This window comes from Streptococcus mitis, assembly GCF_003942685.1.
GTDB lineage: Bacteria > Bacillota > Bacilli > Lactobacillales > Streptococcaceae > Streptococcus > Streptococcus mitis_CD.
Genome location: NZ_RJNR01000004.1, coordinates 44,606 through 62,397 on the forward strand (window position 1 = coordinate 44,606; position 17,792 = coordinate 62,397).

The following is a 17,792-nucleotide window of genomic DNA, read 5'->3' on the forward strand; positions in this document are numbered from 1 at the left end:
CCTAGTCTACCAAGGCTTCTAAGCGATTTAAAAATGTGGATACTTCTGGGTATTCTTCCTCAATATACTCTTTAATAGAAACCTCACCTTTTTTTAGTATATCCGCCGGTACTAGGCTAGAATAGATAGTACCTCTTACCTTTTTCCAATCCTTATTTTTCAAGAATTCTCTTTCTCTCTGAGAAGAGTCTTTTTGAAGGTCAGCATAATAAGAAGTTATAGCTTGGTCATAGGATTGCCCCTTTTGCATACGGCTGATAAGGTTGACCGAGTCTAGGTCTGCCTTGTAGTCATCCTCGCCAATACTTGGCTTCATATCGTTTGCATTAAAGGTCGTGTCTCCCTCCCACCCTGAAAGATCCTTGACATGCTCTCTACCGCCATAGATGTCGGATAACTGAACTTGATTAGGATTAAGATGAGTCGCCATAGTGATGGACTGGTGGGTAAAGTCTGCGTGACCTGCTCCATTGTTAGAGTAGGCCTTCAGTTTGCTATCCCAAAATTGGTCAAAGTTACCCGTATCACCATAAATCCCTTCATAAGTACTTTTATAGGAATCATAATGGTTAGTTCCATTTTTTCGATCATATTTCTTAATTTGATCTATATTATCAGATTTCCCACCCGCCATCTCATGCTGCAATCTAAGATTATAATACAGTTCTTTGGCCTTTTCTTCTTTCAATCCCAGTTCTTGATAAATTTCAAGAATTGGTTTTAAAGTTCTCAATTTTTGGCCTGTCTGCGGATCGCTCACAAATTCTTTATAAAAATAATGCCCCAATCCACCTGCTGTTTCGTTCCACTTAAAGTCATCATAGTTGGCCGCACCGACGACTCGCAAAAAGATATAGTCACGAAACTCTTGACTAGAGGTTGGAAACTTCTTGTCTATCCCCTGCTTGATGGTCAAGAGCTGTTGGGCTGTCTCGGCATCAAAGCCGTATTCTGCCATCATGGTTTGGACAAAGGCCTTCTCTTGACGACTGAGTTTCATATCCTTTGTGTCAGAATAGGCAGTCAGGTAGTTGGCCCAAGTCAGGTCAGATGGAATTTTAAAGCTCCCTGTCTTTGCATCCCAACTATTTTCAATCTGGGCCAGTCCGCGACTCAGTTGCACATCGATACTGTCTAGTTCATCGAAAAGCCCTCCTGAGTAGCTATCATAGGCGCGCAGGTCTCTCAAAATCGTTTCATAGACGCGTTTATTGGCGTGATGTCCTCGCATGAGTTCCACATTACTGCGTCTCAATCTTCCCTTTTCTTCACTATCCATGGTCAAGCTAGAAAGGAATTGGTTGACTTCATCTAGATAAGCAATCATTTGCTCTTCCTGACGGATCTTATCAAGTAGATCATCCTCCCGCCAACTCTTGCTGTCGACCATCGTTTGGTAGTCTTCTGGCAATTTCTTGATAGCTTGAGAGAAGGTTTCCGTATAGAGCTGTCCCCCTTTGCTCAAGGGTAATAAGACACTTGCAAAAAAACTTCTAGCCGAATTATAAGCATCGCCCTTTAGACTCTCTGTATCCTCTGAAAACTTTTGAATGGCTGATTGCAAGTCTTGATAAGCCTCCACCTGAGATTGGCACATGGTCGCTACACTCGAACTTTGTAGTTGTGATTGTTCTAAGTACATATCAATGCCCATGTCGTTTTTCCTCCTCTCTTTCTAGTTCTTTGCGTCTTTCATAGTAGACCTCATCCAAGTCTCCCTCTAATCGGAACTTTTCTTTTTTCAAATCATCCATGCGGTAGCTGAGCTTCTCAAGAATTTGGTTTTTAAGTTGGTTTCTTTGTAGGAGCGTTTCTTCCAACTGTCCTGCATATCGGCTCTGATAGGCCGCCTCCCACAAATCATTTTGATAACGGTGACTAGCTCTATCATACCCTTCAAAGGTTTCTATCAGTTCTTTGGTGCGATATTTCTCTTTTCCATTGTCTTCTAGCTGGTACAAGAGTTCTCGCTCTCTTTTCTTCAACTCATCCAACTTGCTCATGCATGACTCCTAAAACCATTGGCACCCGCTTCATCTAACGCCTCAAAATCACTCGCTATAGAGTGCAGTCGTTCTGAAGTCAGGGTAACGGCTGCCGAAATCTGACTAGCTAGATTTTGAGACTTTGTCAGACATTGATGGGCTTTGTTATTCCCTTGAAGGGTCGTTCGATCATCTTGACTAGCCACAGCAATTGCTGTTAACGATTGACAAGCATTTTTCAGATGACTCGCATATGTTTGCGCAATATTTAGATCACTTTTTACTGTTGACATGACTGTTCTATCCTTTTTCTTAATCCCTTGTGATAGGTTTACTTTATTTAGCTATATAGACCTATTATACCATGTTTTGAATGCAAGCCCTAATTTATTCTATATTTAGATAATAAAATAGTTTTATATCTAAAAAGCTACCTAATTAGACTAGCTTCATTATCAAGCTATGCTCAATTGAACTCGGCCTAAGCACTTGGCAAAAAAGATAAAATCTCCTAGAAACTGAAGTTTCTTCGTCAATTTTCCTATTTTTGCTTTGTGCTTTTGACGGCCTTTGTATCTTGTTAATTGAACACGGACTAAGCAAGCAGATAAAAACAAAAAGCCCTCTGAAAATCAGAGAGCTCCAGTCTTGCTGGATAAAACGTTTATAGACTAGGCGACAAGCCGAAGATTGTACTGATGGTACATCGAGGCGAAGCCAACGCAGTATAGAAACGTTTTAAACGCAAGATTAGCGACGAAGTCCTAGAGAGTTGATCAACTCACGGTAACGGTTAACGTCGTTTTTACGCAAGTATGCAAGCAAGTTACGACGGCGACCGATTTTCTTCATCAATCCACGGTAAGTAGCGTGGTCTTTTTTGTGTTGTTTGATGTGTTCGTTAAGGTGGTTGATTTCCCAAGTAAGGACAGCAACTTGAACCTCTACTGAACCTGTATCACCTTCGTGACGTGCATATTGTGCGATGATTTCATTTTTTTTCTCTTTTGAGATTGCCATGATATTTCTCCTTTTTATTTGGCTTCATCCGAGTGACAGGTTGGCATGCCTGCAACCAAGAAGAAGTTATTTGTCTTTACGACAGTTCTTATTCTACCAAGAAGCAGAGACTTTGTCAACTGATTTACTTTTTAAAAACTTGATCTACTCTACTGATTTCAGGGCTTCAAGCATATCCACCTTTCTCAAGTGGTGATTGACAAAGAAACCCAGTAAGGCTAAAATCACAGTCACTGCTACGATTGGAAGAGCATAGACTTCCCAGCTGACTCGTGGATAAAAAAGTATGGTGGCAGGTGAGATCATTTGAATCAAAAATTGATGTAAATAGTAGCCGGCTACCAAACCGAGAACAATCCCCACAAAGGATAGCACCATGGTCTCGCGGTAGATATAGAGGGTCACTTCTTTATTGTGGAAACCGAGAACCTTGATAGTCGAAAGTTCACGGATACGTTCTGCCACATTGATATTAGTGAGATTGTAAAGAATGACAATGGCTAGCAAGACAGAAACAAGGACAAGGATTGCCATGGTTTTATTGAGAGAATTGGCTACAGATTCAAAAAGGTGGATAGCCGTTGCATTTTGGACCACCCCAGAAACAGCAGTTTTTTTCATAAAGACCGCAGCTTCTTTCTCCGTATTGGATGGTGTTGGCTCTTTTAATTTTACTAGGTAGGTATTATCTTTCGGACTGGTACCGTAGACTTGTTCGTATGTCGCTCGGTTGAGATAAACAAAGTGTCCAACATAGTTTTCAGAAATAGCCGATACCTTGATTTCTTTCCCATCAAGCTCCAGCTTGTCTCCAACCGTAATACCTTCTAGTTGAGCTAATTTTTGACTCACGACTGCTCCATCTGTGACCTGCACCTCTTGGCCATTTTCCTCTAATGCGATAAAGGGTTTGAAATTTTCTCGGCTTGTGACCATTATGGTGATAGTCTGAAGTCCTGCTTTTCCTTTGAAATCTTTTTCAATGGATTTAGAATAGATTTTTTGATAATCATGGATAGGCTCAGCTTGCAAGGCACTTTCTAGGTCTGCTTTTTCTTGCTCCGTTACACTGCTCTTTTCCGCTACAATCATCTGGTATTGCTGGATTTGTTCAAATTGACGCTCGACAACTCCTCCAACAGAAAACTGAATGCCAAGACCTGCAAATAGGAGAGCAACCGAACCTGCAACTCCAAAAATGGTCATCAACATCCGTTGCTTATAACGGAAAATATTTCGCGCCGTAACCTTATGAGTGAAGCTCAAACGACTCCAAATAAAGCTCAAGCGTTCCAGCAAAATCTTTGATCCTTTAACGGGAGGTTTGGGCAGCAAAAGTTGGGCTGCTTCATCGTGCAATTCCCTCCGTGCCACTAGATAAGCTGGCAAGACACTGGATACCCAACTTAAGGCCAGGGCAAGAAGGCTATAAGACCAGTAGAAATACTCCTGACTTTTCCCAACGACCATTCCAGCTGTTATAACATCCGAAATCACGCCTGCAAGGAGATAATGTCCTAGAAGCGTTCCTAAAACAGTTCCCACAGTTCCTGCAAGAAAACCATAGAGGACAAACTTGGCAACAATATCTTTATTCTTGTAACCTAGGGCCTTGAAAATACCAGCATTGGTACGCTCTTCATCCACAAAGCGAGTCATAGTTGTAAAGGTTACCATTGCAGCGACCATATAAAGCACCACGGGAAAGATATTCCCAACAGAACGAATACTTGCTGAAGCGTTACTGTACATGAGATAGCCTTGACCACCTGGCATGGTTTGGCGGTTGTATACATGGTAAGTAGGCTCTGCCAGTTCATCAAGCTCTTTCTGGCGTTGTTCAAGCTTCTCTTTTTCCTTGGCTAGATTACTCTCTGTTTGAGACATTTTTTCTTTTTCTGTAGCCAATTCTTCCTTAGCTTTTGTCAATTGCTCCTTGGCTTGACTCTTTTGAGGCTCAGGCAAAGCGGTCACTTGTTCTTCTTGCGTTTTCAATCGACTTTCAGCCTGTTCTAACTGACTCTTGCCTTTTTGAAGGTTACCTTCAGCTGTTTGGAGCTGCTCTTTTCCATCATCCAAGCTCTTTTGCCCATTTGCTTTGATACTTGCCAATCTTTTTTGACCATTATCGGCAAGCAAGTTTTGTAAGTCTTCCTGATGTTGATCTCGTTTGCTTCTATAGTCTGATGAAAAAGCATCCAAATTTTTTAAATCATCATAGCGCACACGCGCAATGCTATAAACATCTGAGTCAAACTGACTGGGTAAAATCACTCCATAGCCAGCCAAGCTTCCATTTCCACTACTAGCCCCTCCCAAGTCTTCTTGAAAAAGCATCTCACCCGACTGAACAAATCCAGTAATGGTGAAAGATTGGGATTTTATGACGGGCTTCCCTTCTTCTTTCTTGCTAAAGATGATAGTCTGCCCAATCTGATAGCGGTCTTTCCAGAAATCTGCCAAGGAAATTTCCCCATCAGCCTCTGGAAGTCGCCCTTCTGTCACTTGAAAAGTTGAAATTCCCTCTGGCTTAGAATAAAGTCGAATTGCTTCTTCACTATTTTCAACGGTTAGGTCTGCCATATAGCCAAACTCAACACTTGCTCCTTGAAGGGTCTTTAGTTCGTCTTGATCCTTTTTATCCAAGCCATAATCAGCTATCACTGCCAGATCCAAGGTATTTGCTTTACGGAGATAATCTTCTGCCGTACGTTCCATGTTTGGACTGGCCACTTTGAGACCAACTAGAGCTAAAGACCCCAGCATCATCAAGGTCAAGATAGATAAAAAGCGTCCCTTGGAAGCAGTCACCGACTGGAGCAAGTCTTTTCGGTATGTTTTTTTCATGCTAATACTCCAATGTATCGATAGCCTGTGGATGCTCATTGATTGTTACTCTCATAACAGTGGCATCACGCATGTGAATCACCCGATCTGCGATAGGAGCTAGCGAACTATTGTGAGTTACGATAATCACCGTCGCTCCCTTTTGACGAGACATGTCTTGGAGAATCTTCAAGACTTGCTTGCCTGTCTGATAATCCAAGGCTCCAGTCGGTTCATCACAAAGGAGGATTTTAGGATTTTTGGCTACTGCGCGTGCAATGGAGACTCGCTGTTGCTCCCCTCCAGAAAGTTGGGCTGGAAAGTTATTGAGACGATGAGCCAGACCTACATCTGTCAAAACCTGTTCAGGATTCAAGGCATCTGTCACAATTTCTGATGCCAACTCCACATTTTCCTTAGCTGTCAGATTGGAAACTAGATTATAAAACTGAAAAACAAAACCGACATCATTGCGGCGGTAATTGGTTCTCTGGTGGGAATTGTAGTCTGCAATATTGGCACCATCAATCCAGATTTCCCCCTCGTCATTGGTATCCATTCCCCCAAGAAGATTAAGAACCGTTGACTTGCCTGCACCAGACGCACCTAGAATAATCACCAATTCACCCTTTTCAATCTCAAAATTCACATCGCGATTGGCCACAATCTCCGTGTCCCCAACCTGATAACGCTTGTAGCTGTGTTTCATCTCAATATAAGCCATCGTCCTTCTCTCTTTCTTACAAACAAGTCACTCTTTACTATCATTATAACGCTTTTTCGAAGAGTTGGATACTAGAATAAAAAGAAAAACCTAGGTATTCCTAGGCTTTCTTTTTACAAATTATTTTCCAAGGTAGTATTCAGAAACTACGTTCAATTTTTCGTCGAATTCGAATACCAATGGTGGGAAGTTAGGGATTTCCACATCCATGATTTCGTCATCTGACAAACCTTTGATGTGTTTTACAAGGGCACGGATTGAGTTACCGTGAGCTCCTACGAATACGTTTTTACCATCTTTAAGAGCTGGAGCGATTTTATCTTCCCAGAATGGAAGGGCACGTTCCAAAGTCACTTTCAAGTTTTCAGCATCTGGAATAACTGAGTCGTCAAGTGAAGCGTAACGACGGTCAGTGTGAGCTGAATGCTCATCATCACGATCCATGTTTGGAGGCAATACATCGTATGAACGACGCCAGATGTGAACTTGCTCATCACCAAATTGTTCAGCAGCTTCAGCTTTGTTTTTACCAGTCAAACCACCGTAGTGACGTTCGTTCAAGCGCCATGATTTTTCAACTGGAACCCACAATTGGTCAGAAGCTTCAAGAGCCAAGTTAGTTGTTTTAATCGCACGTTTCAATACTGAAGTGTAAGCTTGGTCAAATTCGATACCAGCTTCTTTGATCAATTTACCAGCGTCAATCGCTTGTTGTGTACCTTTTTCAGACAAATCAACATCAGCCCAACCAGTGAAAAGGTTAGCTTTGTTCCATTCAGACTCACCGTGGCGAGCAAAAACCAATTTTACCATTAGATGGATTCTCCTTTAAATTTTCCGAGGTTTCCCCTCGTTTATCTATTCTATTTTACACAATTTTTCACAAAAAAGCTAGTTAAAATCGACAAGTTCTGATAGTCAGGAAGTAAAGTCCTCTCATACTGATTAGGAACTTCTATAATTCATTACTTTTTATTTGCAAAAATAGAGGTTCTAAAATCATTTGTTTGGTCAAGATAGGCCTTAAACACTGCTCTCTTAAGTTTATGAACGGCACTGTCAGTTTCTGGGTTATAGTCACTCCAACGCGTACCTTCCGCATCCTGTAAAACAGCTTGGTCCATGAGTTCTTGCAACTCATTTACTCTTTGAATGGTTTTCGTGGCATTGCTCATCCATGATTGCGTCGGATCTTTAAAAGTAACTTTAGTCAAATGATCAAACTGAGCAACGCGCTCTTGATACATAGCTTTTTTGAAGGCTGCCCAAGATGAATACTGACCACCAAATAGCTTTTCTAAAACAAGCTTATCTGTCACTAATCCTTGCTTTTTACCGTAGAGGTTGATTGTTTGACCATTTTGTTTAGCAATTTCTTCATATTGGTTGGAAATATATGGGACCATACCATCTTTAAATCCTTTAGCAGCTAAGAGTTCATAAGCTATCCGGCGTCCCATAAGATCTCCAGGAGTTCCTTTCTCACTGCTCAATGCTGAAAAGATTGGTGCAAAAAGTTTAATCGTAAAGTAGCCATTTCTCTCATAAGTGCCAGCCTGATACTCACGAGCCGAAAGAATATTATTGTCAATCAAACTCTCAAAGCTAGTCAATTTTTGGGCTTCTTCTTCAGTCAAATCTTTCACAACATTAGTAGCATAAACATCATTTCCGTCTGCTGGATCTGTTAGATAGTGGTTCTCAATTTTTCTAAGAGCTTCCATTTTCTGAGAAACATTCAGTTTCTTAACGATCGATTGCCCTTCAAGATATTCCAACAGATAGATGAGGTCAAACATATTATGAGCGTATTTCTGGAGATCGGATGCATCTTTGAATCGTTCCGTCGGATCTAAGACTTGTAGACGGGATCCTTCCATGCTATCTGATTTTGAATGTTTCAAGATTGAGTTAATGGTAATGGTTGCATCATTTGGATGATCTGGCGCTTGTAATAAGCCTTTAGCAAAGAACTCAGGACCAAGACCACTTCTTCTACCATAGCCACCAAGATAGATATCCTGATCTGAATCATGGGTCATCTCATGGGTATACGTAATAGCGCCATCCTTATCCAACATACGGTAAGACATATAATAGACACCATCTCCTGTTGCGTATGCACCGTGATGATTATGAACTACCTTGTTACCAACTGGTCCAAAGAAATGTTGCATTGCAGGATTTGAATTCTCAAAGTCTGCGATTGTTGAAGCCTTTCCTTCAGTATGATCATCACCAAACTTATAGGCATCATAAAGCAGGATCGTACGATAGAGTTTTTCACGTGACTGTTTATCCAAAATACGATACCAATAATCGTAATGATCTCGCTGACGCTTGGCTGTTTCACGCGCATTATCTTCAACAAACTTATTGAGTTCATCTCCAGCCTTATAGTCGCTGTTGCGGTAGCGATCGTAAGCGCCAAATCCTAGGCTAGACAAGGTTGAGATGACAAATACAGATCTTTCTGGCAAGGTAAGGAGAGGCAAGACCATATTGCGGTATTTCCAAGTACTACTAGTAATTCGGTCATAAACACCGATAGAATACTTAGTCCCTGCTTGCTCTTGCTTGGCTTTGACCTCTGCAATAGTGGATTTTTCTTCGACAATGAAAGCTTTGGTCTGTTTTTTAAACCAATCATTGTTGCTAGTGTTTGGTAAAAAGACTTTTCGGTAATTTTCTAGCGTGCTAAACAAATCTGTCGTTCCATGATGGCTGGCAAGACTGATACCATAAGTATCAACGTTGTTCTTAGCAAGCAGATTATTAAATCCTGATTTCCCTAACTCAATCAAAGTATCTAACGGAGATGCATTTCCTTTTCCAAAGAAATCAAGGTGATACAAGACCAGGTCTTTAATATTAACCTGACCATAGCTAAAGTTATACCAACGCTCTAAGTAGCTCATGCCAAGAAGCAAGGCTTCCTTGTTGCGCTTGATTTTATCTACGATGTAACCTGTCATTACTTGATTGTTTTCCACTAGACCAGCATCCGCTGACAAGAGTTTTCTCAGACTGTCTTCTAGATGCTCCTTCGTTTTAGCAAACTGCTCTTCTAGATAGAGCTCGGTTTGCTTCACTTTTGGTGAAATACCAAGTGTGTTTCTAATAGCATCTGAATGATAATTTACCTTCTTCAATTCTGGTAAGACTTGCTGGATAATCGTTTCTTGATTATACAGGAATTGGTTTGGTGTATAGAGAAGCCCCGTATCTCCTAGACTATATTCTGCTAACTTAGCAAAATCAGTCTGGTACTTGAGCTGGAATGTTTCAGAGGAATGATCCTGGTAATGGAGCAAGAGTTTGTTTGCAGTCTGTTTGTTGGAAACAATATCTGTGATGACTTGGTCATCCTTCATCATGACTGCTGACAAGAGTGCTTTTTTATATAAAAGACTGTTCTCATTGACCAGGTTCCCGTATTTGACGACGGTTGCCTTGTTGTAGAAAGGTAGCAATTTTTCAATGTTTTTATAAGCCAAGGCGCGCTGAGCTTGATAATGATTCACCTTAGAAAAATCACTTTCTTTACTACCACTTGTTGAAAGGGGCTCCACTGTTGGAGGAGTGAAAGGAGTGATTTCTGCTTTTTTATTAGTCACTTCAGAAGCATCTAAAATTGTTCCTCTTTCTACAAATGATTCCTTGCTGACGACTTCTTCCCTGACCAAGGTGACATTGTAGACTCTATTAGCTTTGTTGCTGAATGTATTAGCCACCTTCATTTCATTATAGTGGTAACCGGTAATAGCATTTCCGTTGGTTACATTGACATCGCTTAGTACATTGGTCAATCTTCCTGCATGCTGTTCCTCATTCGTCTTTCGATCCCACAAATATCCAGCCACACCTGCAACTCTACCAAAGTGCTTGACATTGTTGATATCACCTTCAGCATAGCTATCCTGTATATGCGCATCTTGGTCTACTAGACCTGCTAGCCCACCAACAGTCTGATCTGAACTATTCGTGTTGGAGGAAATGGCTACTGTCGCTTTTGACTTAGTCAGTGAAGCTCTGCCTCCTGTCAAATGACCGACCAAACCACCAATATTGTATGCAGCAGTCGTTTCGTAGGTATTAACAATTCTTCCCTTAAAACTGCTCTCTGTGATGCTTGATTGGTCTGCCTTAGCCAACAAACCACCGATACCACGTTCCCCAGCCAGAACACCATCGACATGAACTTGCTTAATCTTTGTGTTATCCGTAGCTTCATTTGCCAGTGAACCGATATCATCTTTACCTGAAATAGCGACATTTTTTAGGCTCAACTTTTCTACTATGGCCCCTCTCAAGCTTTCAAAAAGAGGCTTTTTCAAGTTGTAAATAGCATAATGCTTGCCATCCTTTTCACCAATCAACTGACCAGTAAAGGTGCCCCTGATGTAAGATCTGTCATCAGGTCCCAACTCCACTTCGTTGGCATTCAAGCTAGCCGCTAAATGATAGGTTCCAGAGAGATTCTTGTTGATTGCTTTAACCAGGTTGCTAAAGGAAGTGAAAGTTGTTGTTTCTTCTGTGGCCTTTTTTGCGAGATAGAAGGTGAAATTATCGACATATTTATTTTCTAGCTCTTGCTGGAGTTTCTCAGCTTTGGCTATGATTTTATAAACGGATTGTCCATTTTTTATTTCTGCAGTTATTGAAGCGACAGGTAGATAGACATCTTTGAATGACGACGATTTTGCCTTAACAAAGTAAGTGTCTATATTACTTGGAACACTGTCTAAAGAAACATGTTGTTTGTAAGTACCATTGGTCTGACTATATAACTCCAGATCAGAAACATTTCTTAATTCAAGTGTTTTTTCTGGATCTTTTTCTTTTGGTTTTTCAGCCGGATTTTCTGGTTTTGCTTGCTCAATATTGCCAGTATATTCTGGAAGAGGGGCAATTTGTTCGGGTTCAACAATCGCTCCGGATTGGGTACCTGTATAAGATGGTTTCGATGGTACCTGTTCTGGTTCGACGATAGCTCCAGATTGAATGCCAGTATATTCTGGTTTTTCGACCGTCTCAGGGGCTACAACAGCTCCCGATTGCTCGCCTTTATATTCTGGCAAGGAAGGCTGAGTCTCCGGTTCGACGATGGCACCAGCTTGAGTTCCCTTGTACTCTGGTTGTGGAGCCACTTGCTCTGGTTCAACAACCGCTCCGGACTGGGTACCTGTATAAGATGGTTTCGATGGTACCTGTTCTGGTTCGACGATAGCTCCAGATTGAATGCCAGTATATTCTGGTTTTTCATTTGTCTCAGGGGCAACTATTGCATCAGATTGCTCACCTTTATATTCTGGCAAGGAAGGCTGAGTCTCCGGTTCGACGATGGCACCAGCTTGAGTTCCCTTGTACTCTGGTTGTGGAGCCACTTGCTCTGGTTCAACAACCGCTCCGGACTCGATACCTGTATAGGATGGCTTATCAGCCGTTTCTGGTTCGACGATGGCTCCAGATTGAATGCCTGTATATTCTGGTTTTTCAGTTGTCTCAGGGGCAACTATTGCACCAGATTGCTCACCTTTATATTCTGGTAAGGAAGCATGGGTCTCTGGTTCGACGATAGCACCAGCTTGAGTTCCCTGATATTCAGGTAGCGGAGCTACTTTCTCGGATTCGACTATTGCTCCAGACTGAGTGCCTGTATAGGATGGTTTATCAGCCGTTTCTGGTTCTACCAAAGCCCCTGATTGAGCACCTCCAACCTCTGGTTCCTGCTTTTCAGGTTCAACAATCGCACCAGCTTGAGTTCCCTTGTACTCTGGTTGTGGAGCTACTTTCTCGGGTTCGACTATTGCTCCAGACTGAGTTCCTGTATAGGCTGGTTTATCAGTTTTCTCAGGGGCTACAACAGCTCCAGATTGCTCACCTTTATATTCTGGTAAGGAAGCATGGGTCTCTGGCTCACCTTTTCTTGCAGACTGGGGTGCTTCACTCGGAGCAACTGCCTTCTTAGTCCCCTTCTCTACTATACGTGGTAAGGCTTCTTCTACCTTAGTCGAGAGAACTTCTCGGGAAATTTCTTGATTTTCAACAGTGAAGATGCGAATAAGTTCAATCTTCTTCCCAGCACGACCTTCTTGTTTGACACGAATGGTTCCCTCAATTAAATCTGGATTCTCTTGAACCACTTCAGCAAAGTCTAGCTTGGTTTCAATCTCTTGATCTTTGTATAAGAGCTCTGGTTTATTTAAACGACCAGCCAAGACTTCGTCATGAGGATCCACACTAGCAATACCAGACGGCTTTTGATTGGGTGAATCTTTAGAAGGGATTGGCTTGTCAGCAGGGCTTGTTGGAGACGGATTTTTCCGCTCATCTCTTACATTTTGCCCACCTTCATTGGACTGGAAATGAGGGTGAACCGTATCGTCTAGTTTCTGATCTCTAGCAACAGTTTCTAACTGATTAATTTTCTTGTCTTGCTTAATATAGCCTAGATAGGTATAACCTGACAGGACTCTTGGCAGAGGCAGACTATCTCCTTGGGATAATTGATATTCTTGATTGTATTGTAGCAAAAGCTGATTTTCAATAGCCTGAACCGAAGAGACCAAACCGCTCCCCACGCCTGTTATCAAAACAACCTTCAACAATGCTTTCTTATTGCCTTTCTTTCTCGAAACAGCAAAAATGAGGAGTCCAATCGAAGCGAGGGCTCCACCAGTAAGGACGGTAACCAGATTATTGTGCTCACCGGTATTAGGCAACTGACCTAGTTGGGCTTTCTCATCCATACGGTAGACTAGATAATAGGTACTCTCACTATCTTCAGCAATATTAGGAAAATCCTTTACAATCAAGTCCTTCTCATGACTACTCAGTTCTGTATCCGTCACGTATTTGTAGTGAACAGATACATTTTCTTGAGCAAATACGGTCCCACCGCTAGCAATAGACACAAAAAATAAACTAGAAATTGAAGCAGACACAAGACCAATCGCTAACTTTCGTAAGGAAAAACGATGCTGCTTCTCTCCAAAAAACTTTTTCATTCTATATCCTCTCTATTATTTTATCCCTTTCAAAATAGAAGAAGCATTTTGCTTCCTCACTATGATAAACTTACAAGAAACAAAAATACTTCTATATATATTTTGATATATTTAATCTACAACCATCATTATACTATAAAAAGAGTTCCTTGTCTCAAATAAATGCTTTAGATTTTACGAATGAAATAGCTTATTTATCCTGTAAGATTTTCCGTCAATTGGTAACAAAAAAATAAGGCTAACCGTCTTCATACTGTAATAAGTATTTCTAACAAATAGTCAATTCGTCCCATCTCAATTCGAAAGATATGATTCTTCAATTTCAAATTTTTTCAAAATTTCAAAGTATAGGAATTGCCAATAATTGTCATAATTTCTCCTATCTAGTCCACGAATGGGATTAATCCAACAGAACTACCTACGATAAACAATACAGACAGTGCAGGAGTCACACGCTCATCGCCCTTGAAATACACAATAGCCACAATTCTTAAAACTAAAATAGTAACTTTCATCAATCATGAAATCATTGAAAAATCGTCAACGCTCTTCAATTACCCTATTCTAACTCCAAATCAGAAGCGACCAATAATCTCATCAAACTTATCAAACGAAATTCCTTTGGTTTTCGAAACTTTGAAAACTTCAAAAAACGATTTTTATCGCTCTGAACATCAAAAAAGAAAGGACGAAATTTGTCCTTTCTCTATCTTAGCTTTTCTTTAATCCACTACTACTGACAAAGAACCAATTTTAGAGTTTCTCCATTTACTCTAGTTGACAAAAACTCTATTTATAGTTCAACTTTAAATTTTTTGAGGCTTCCTAAAAATAATGAAGCACCAACAATAATGACGATTCCCCCTATCCATCCTAAGAATGGAACCAATGCAAGTGCAGAGCCAACAATTAATAAGACTGAGGGTGCAATAGAAATTCTATTATCATCTTTATAGTATATTAGTGAGAGAATACCTAGAATTAAAATTCCAATTTTTACTAAACTAAAAATAATAAAAATAATTCCTAAGATGACACCAACAACTTCTTCATCATCAAATATAGAGGCAATCATAATTATAATAATTGGCAAAATGGTTAGGATAGTTCCTGTAACTAAACCAATGATACCATCTAATTGAGCAAGTGTTTTCTTTTTCATCAATATTTCCTTTTCATTAAAAATTAATATTATACATTAATTTTGTTTAATATTATCTTTTATATCAAACTAAAATACACACACAGAAAACTTTTTTAATCTATAATTCGATTATTTCTCTTCAAATCCTTCTGCGACTGCGTCCGCAAAGTTTTCTTCTACGATGCTTGCACAGTGGTCACAGATGACTGCGTGGTAGCTTCGTTCTGCTGTCGTTGGGTCGATACGACGGCAACGGTCACATACATCACCTGCAGCGCGTTCTACTGTGAAGGCCACATCTTCGAAGCTAACAGCAGCTTCTGGAGCTGGTCCTTCTGCGATGGTCAATTCAGACACGATCAAAAGTTGAGCTACATTACTGTTTACTGCTTCGAGTAGAGTTTTCACCACTTCGTTTGGATAAACTGTCAAGTGTGCTTCAAGTGATTTACCGATAACTTTGGCATTACGCGCTTCTTCCAAGGCTTTTTGAGCTTGTCCACGGAAGTCCATGAAGGCAGCCCATGTATCCAAGATTTCTTCTTGGTTAGCAAAAGTTTGTGCTTCTGGCAATTCTGACAATTGAACGAAGTCTTCTGTTTCAAACTCAAGGTATGACCAGATTTCCTCTGCTGTATGAGGAAGAATTGGTGTCAAGAGTTTGGTGATTTTCACAAGAATGTCATAGAAGACAGTCTGCATTTGACGGCGTTCCAGTGATTTTGCACCTTCGATATAAACAACATCTTTGGCAAAATCAAGGTAGAAGGCTGACAGGTCAACGTTGATAAAGTTCACCAAGGCCTTATAGATTGTCAAGAATTCAAAGTTTGCATAAGCATCACGAATGGTCTTAACAAGCTGGTTAAAGCGAATAGTCATGTACTTATCAACTGAACGTAGTTCTTCATAAGCTACTGAATCTTGAGCTGGGTTAAAGTCAGAAGTATTGGCAATCAAGAAACGAAGAGTGTTACGGATCTTACGGTAAGTTTCAGAGACTTGGCTCAAGATATCCATAGAGATACGCACGTCGTTGCTTGAGTCTACACTTGTTACCCAAAGACGCAAGATTTCTGCACCAAATTGTTTTTCAACATCACTTGGGGCAATGGTATTTCCAAGAGATTTAGACATCTTCTCACCTTTACCATCAAGGGCAAAACCTTGTGACAAGATTTGCTTGTAAGGTGCTACGCCATGGTTGGCAACAGATGTGATGAGTGATGAGTTGAACCAACCACGGTATTGGTCAGAACCTTCCAGGTAAAGGTCTGCTGGGTAAGTCAACTCAGGACGGTTTACTACAACTCCATTCCATGATGAACCTGAGTCAAACCAAACGTCCATGATATCTGTTTCTTTTTTGAACTCACCATTTGGTGAACCTGGATGAGTAAATCCTTCTGGTAAGAGGTCTTTAGCATCACGTTCCCACCAAATGCTTGAACCATGTTCCTCAAAGAGTTGAGCCACGTGTTCAATAGTTTCAGCAGTCATAATAGCTGTACCGTCTTCAGCGTAGAAGATAGGAAGTGGAACACCCCAAGCACGTTGACGAGAGATAACCCAGTCGCCACGGTCACGAATCATATTGTAAAGACGGACTTTACCCCATTCTGAGTGGAACTTAACCTTTTCAATTTCATCCAAGATTTCTTGACGGAATTTAGAAACTGAGGCAAACCATTGTGGTACTGCACGCCAGATGATTGGTTTCTTAGTACGCCAGTCAAATGGGTATGAGTGAGAGATTTCTTCTTGGGCAAGAAGGAGGTTACCAAGTTTCTCGATAACAGTTGGAACTACCTTTTCATAGAATTGACCTTCAAACTCAGGACCAGCATTAGCCATCATGATACCACGTTCGTCAACAGTCACTGCGACTTCAAGACCATTAGCAATACCGACATTGTAGTCATCCTCACCAAAACCAGGGGCTGTATGGANAATACCAGTACCAGAGTCAGTCGTAACGTGGTCACCAAGGATCACCAACTCATCTACGGCTGTATCCCATGGGTGTTCGGTTACAATGTGGTTCAATTCTTGACCACGGTAAGTTGCTAAAACTTGAACATCAACCCAGCCAAATTTCTCAGACAAGCTAGTCAACAATTCTGCAGCAACCACAAACTTACGACTTTCACCAGCAGGTTGAACCAAAACGTAATCAATATCTGCTCCAACCGTCAAACCACGAGAAGCTGTGATGGTAAATGGAGTCGTTGTCCAGACAACGATATAAGTATCTGTATCTAAAATACCTTTGCCATCTTTCACCTTATTTGCATAGTAAAGGGAAGTTGAAATCAAGTCATGGTATTCAATCTCTGCTTCAGCAAGGGCAGACTCAGATGACCATGACCAGTAAACTGGCTTGGCACCACGGTAGATATAGCCTTTATTAGCCATTTCTCCGAAAACACGGATTTGGGCCGCTTCATAGTCAGGTGTCAACGTCACATATGGATTTTCCCAGTCACCAGAAACACCCAAACGTTTAAAGTCTTCACGTTGTTTATCTACTTGAGAAAGAGCGTATTCGCGGCAAAGTTTCAAGTACTCAACCAAGTCCATTTCTTTACGTTTAACACCTTGTTTTGCCAAAACTTGCTCGATTGGCAGACCATGTGTATCCCAACCTGGGATATAGGGTGCATAAAATCCTGACATAGATTTTGAACGAACAATGATATCTTTTGAAATCTTGTTCATAGCATGTCCAACGTGGATATTTCCGTTAGCATATGGAGGGCCATCATGCAAGGTGAAATGAGGTTTTCCTTGGTTCAATTCTTGACGACGTTGGTAAAGTTTTGCATCTTCCCATTCCTTTTGCCAAACTGGCTCTTTGGTAGGAAGACCTGCACGCATTGGGAAAGCTGTTTTCCCAAGATTAAGGGTATCTTTGAGTTTCATGGTATCTCCTTTATAAATAATAACAAATTAAAAACCACGACTTCCAAAAAGGACGAAAATCGTGGTACCACCTTTATTCGGAAAAAGATTTAGTCTTTCTCCCTCTTATCCCGTAACGTGGGAAACGTCAAATCTTACTCCATTCAGATTTGATAGTTTGA

10 protein-coding genes, 1 pseudogene and 1 other annotated feature (1 of these 12 cut by a window edge) are annotated in these 17,792 nt (G+C 40.9%); of the genes and pseudogenes, 1 reads left to right on the top strand and 10 read right to left on the bottom strand.

Annotated elements, in window-relative coordinates; genetic code table 11:
- Position 1 precedes the first annotated feature (1 nt).
- The 8 genes from D8855_RS04435 to D8855_RS04470 form a co-directional block, all read right to left on the bottom strand.
- Positions 2-1,654 (bottom strand): T7SS effector LXG polymorphic toxin, encoded by a 1,653-nt coding sequence (locus tag D8855_RS04435; protein ID WP_125416243.1) that lies wholly within the window; start codon positions 1,652-1,654, stop codon positions 2-4.
- A complete protein-coding gene (locus D8855_RS04440; protein ID WP_125416245.1) occupies positions 1,644-2,003 on the bottom strand; it encodes a DUF3958 family protein in 360 nt (119 codons plus the stop codon). Before D8855_RS04440 ends, D8855_RS04435 begins: the two co-directional genes overlap by 11 nt.
- Positions 2,000-2,278 (bottom strand): TIGR04197 family type VII secretion effector, encoded by a 279-nt coding sequence (locus tag D8855_RS04445; protein WP_115904078.1) that lies wholly within the window; start codon positions 2,276-2,278, stop codon positions 2,000-2,002. The genes D8855_RS04440 and D8855_RS04445 overlap by 4 nt, the downstream gene beginning before the upstream one ends.
- A 457-nt stretch (positions 2,279-2,735) precedes the next feature.
- The gene (rpsO, locus tag D8855_RS04450) at positions 2,736-3,005 is read right to left on the bottom strand and encodes a 30S ribosomal protein S15 (RefSeq protein ID WP_001018251.1); all 270 of its coding nucleotides are present in this window, start codon (positions 3,003-3,005) and stop codon (positions 2,736-2,738) included.
- Between the two features lie 144 nt (positions 3,006-3,149).
- Positions 3,150-5,858, bottom strand: a complete 2,709-nt coding sequence (locus D8855_RS04455) for an FtsX-like permease family protein (RefSeq protein ID WP_185757562.1) — start codon at positions 5,856-5,858, stop codon at positions 3,150-3,152.
- Positions 5,854-6,555 (bottom strand): ABC transporter ATP-binding protein, encoded by a 702-nt coding sequence (locus D8855_RS04460; protein ID WP_125416249.1) that lies wholly within the window; start codon positions 6,553-6,555, stop codon positions 5,854-5,856. The genes D8855_RS04455 and D8855_RS04460 overlap by 5 nt, the downstream gene beginning before the upstream one ends.
- 120 nt (positions 6,556-6,675) lie before the next feature.
- On the bottom strand, positions 6,676-7,368 hold the full coding sequence (locus D8855_RS04465) for a phosphoglycerate mutase (RefSeq protein ID WP_000240129.1): 693 nt from the start codon (positions 7,366-7,368) through the stop codon (positions 6,676-6,678).
- Positions 7,369-7,520: 152 nt separating this feature from the next.
- Entirely contained in the window at positions 7,521-13,565 is a 6,045-nt protein-coding gene (locus D8855_RS04470) for a ZmpA/ZmpB/ZmpC family metallo-endopeptidase (protein WP_125416251.1), read from the bottom strand.
- Between the two features lie 533 nt (positions 13,566-14,098).
- On the opposite strand from D8855_RS04470, the pseudogene D8855_RS04475 reads away from it, so the two are divergent.
- Positions 14,099-14,280 (top strand): annotated as a pseudogene (locus D8855_RS04475) (transposase); the annotation flags it as partial.
- 78 nt (positions 14,281-14,358) lie between these two features.
- Here D8855_RS04475 and D8855_RS04480 read toward each other — a convergent pair.
- Complete coding sequence (locus D8855_RS04480) at positions 14,359-14,727, bottom strand: hypothetical protein (RefSeq protein WP_004263686.1); 369 nt, start codon at positions 14,725-14,727, stop codon at positions 14,359-14,361.
- Between the two features lie 111 nt (positions 14,728-14,838).
- Positions 14,839-17,631, bottom strand: coding sequence for an isoleucine--tRNA ligase (ileS, locus tag D8855_RS04485; RefSeq protein WP_125416253.1), 2,793 nt, complete (start codon positions 17,629-17,631; stop codon positions 14,839-14,841).
- A gap of 45 nt (positions 17,632-17,676) precedes the next feature.
- Positions 17,677-17,792, bottom strand: a binding site (T-box leader) (it continues 96 nt past the right edge of the window).

Bases quoted from the DNA above. Each gene is read 5' to 3' on its own strand.
- D8855_RS04470 (WP_125416251.1), bottom strand. From the start codon at position 13,565: ATGAAAAAGTTTTTTGGAGAGAAGCAGCATCGTTTTTCCTTACGAAAG.
- rpsO (WP_001018251.1), bottom strand. From the start codon at position 3,005: ATGGCAATCTCAAAAGAGAAAAAAAATGAAATCATCGCACAATATGCA.
- D8855_RS04440 (WP_125416245.1), bottom strand. From the start codon at position 2,003: ATGAGCAAGTTGGATGAGTTGAAGAAAAGAGAGCGAGAACTCTTGTAC.
- D8855_RS04445 (WP_115904078.1), bottom strand. From the start codon at position 2,278: ATGTCAACAGTAAAAAGTGATCTAAATATTGCGCAAACATATGCGAGT.
- D8855_RS04480 (WP_004263686.1), bottom strand. From the start codon at position 14,727: ATGAAAAAGAAAACACTTGCTCAATTAGATGGTATCATTGGTTTAGTT.
- D8855_RS04460 (WP_125416249.1), bottom strand. From the start codon at position 6,555: ATGGCTTATATTGAGATGAAACACAGCTACAAGCGTTATCAGGTTGGG.
- D8855_RS04435 (WP_125416243.1), bottom strand. From the start codon at position 1,654: ATGGGCATTGATATGTACTTAGAACAATCACAACTACAAAGTTCGAGT.
- D8855_RS04465 (WP_000240129.1), bottom strand. From the start codon at position 7,368: ATGGTAAAATTGGTTTTTGCTCGCCACGGTGAGTCTGAATGGAACAAA.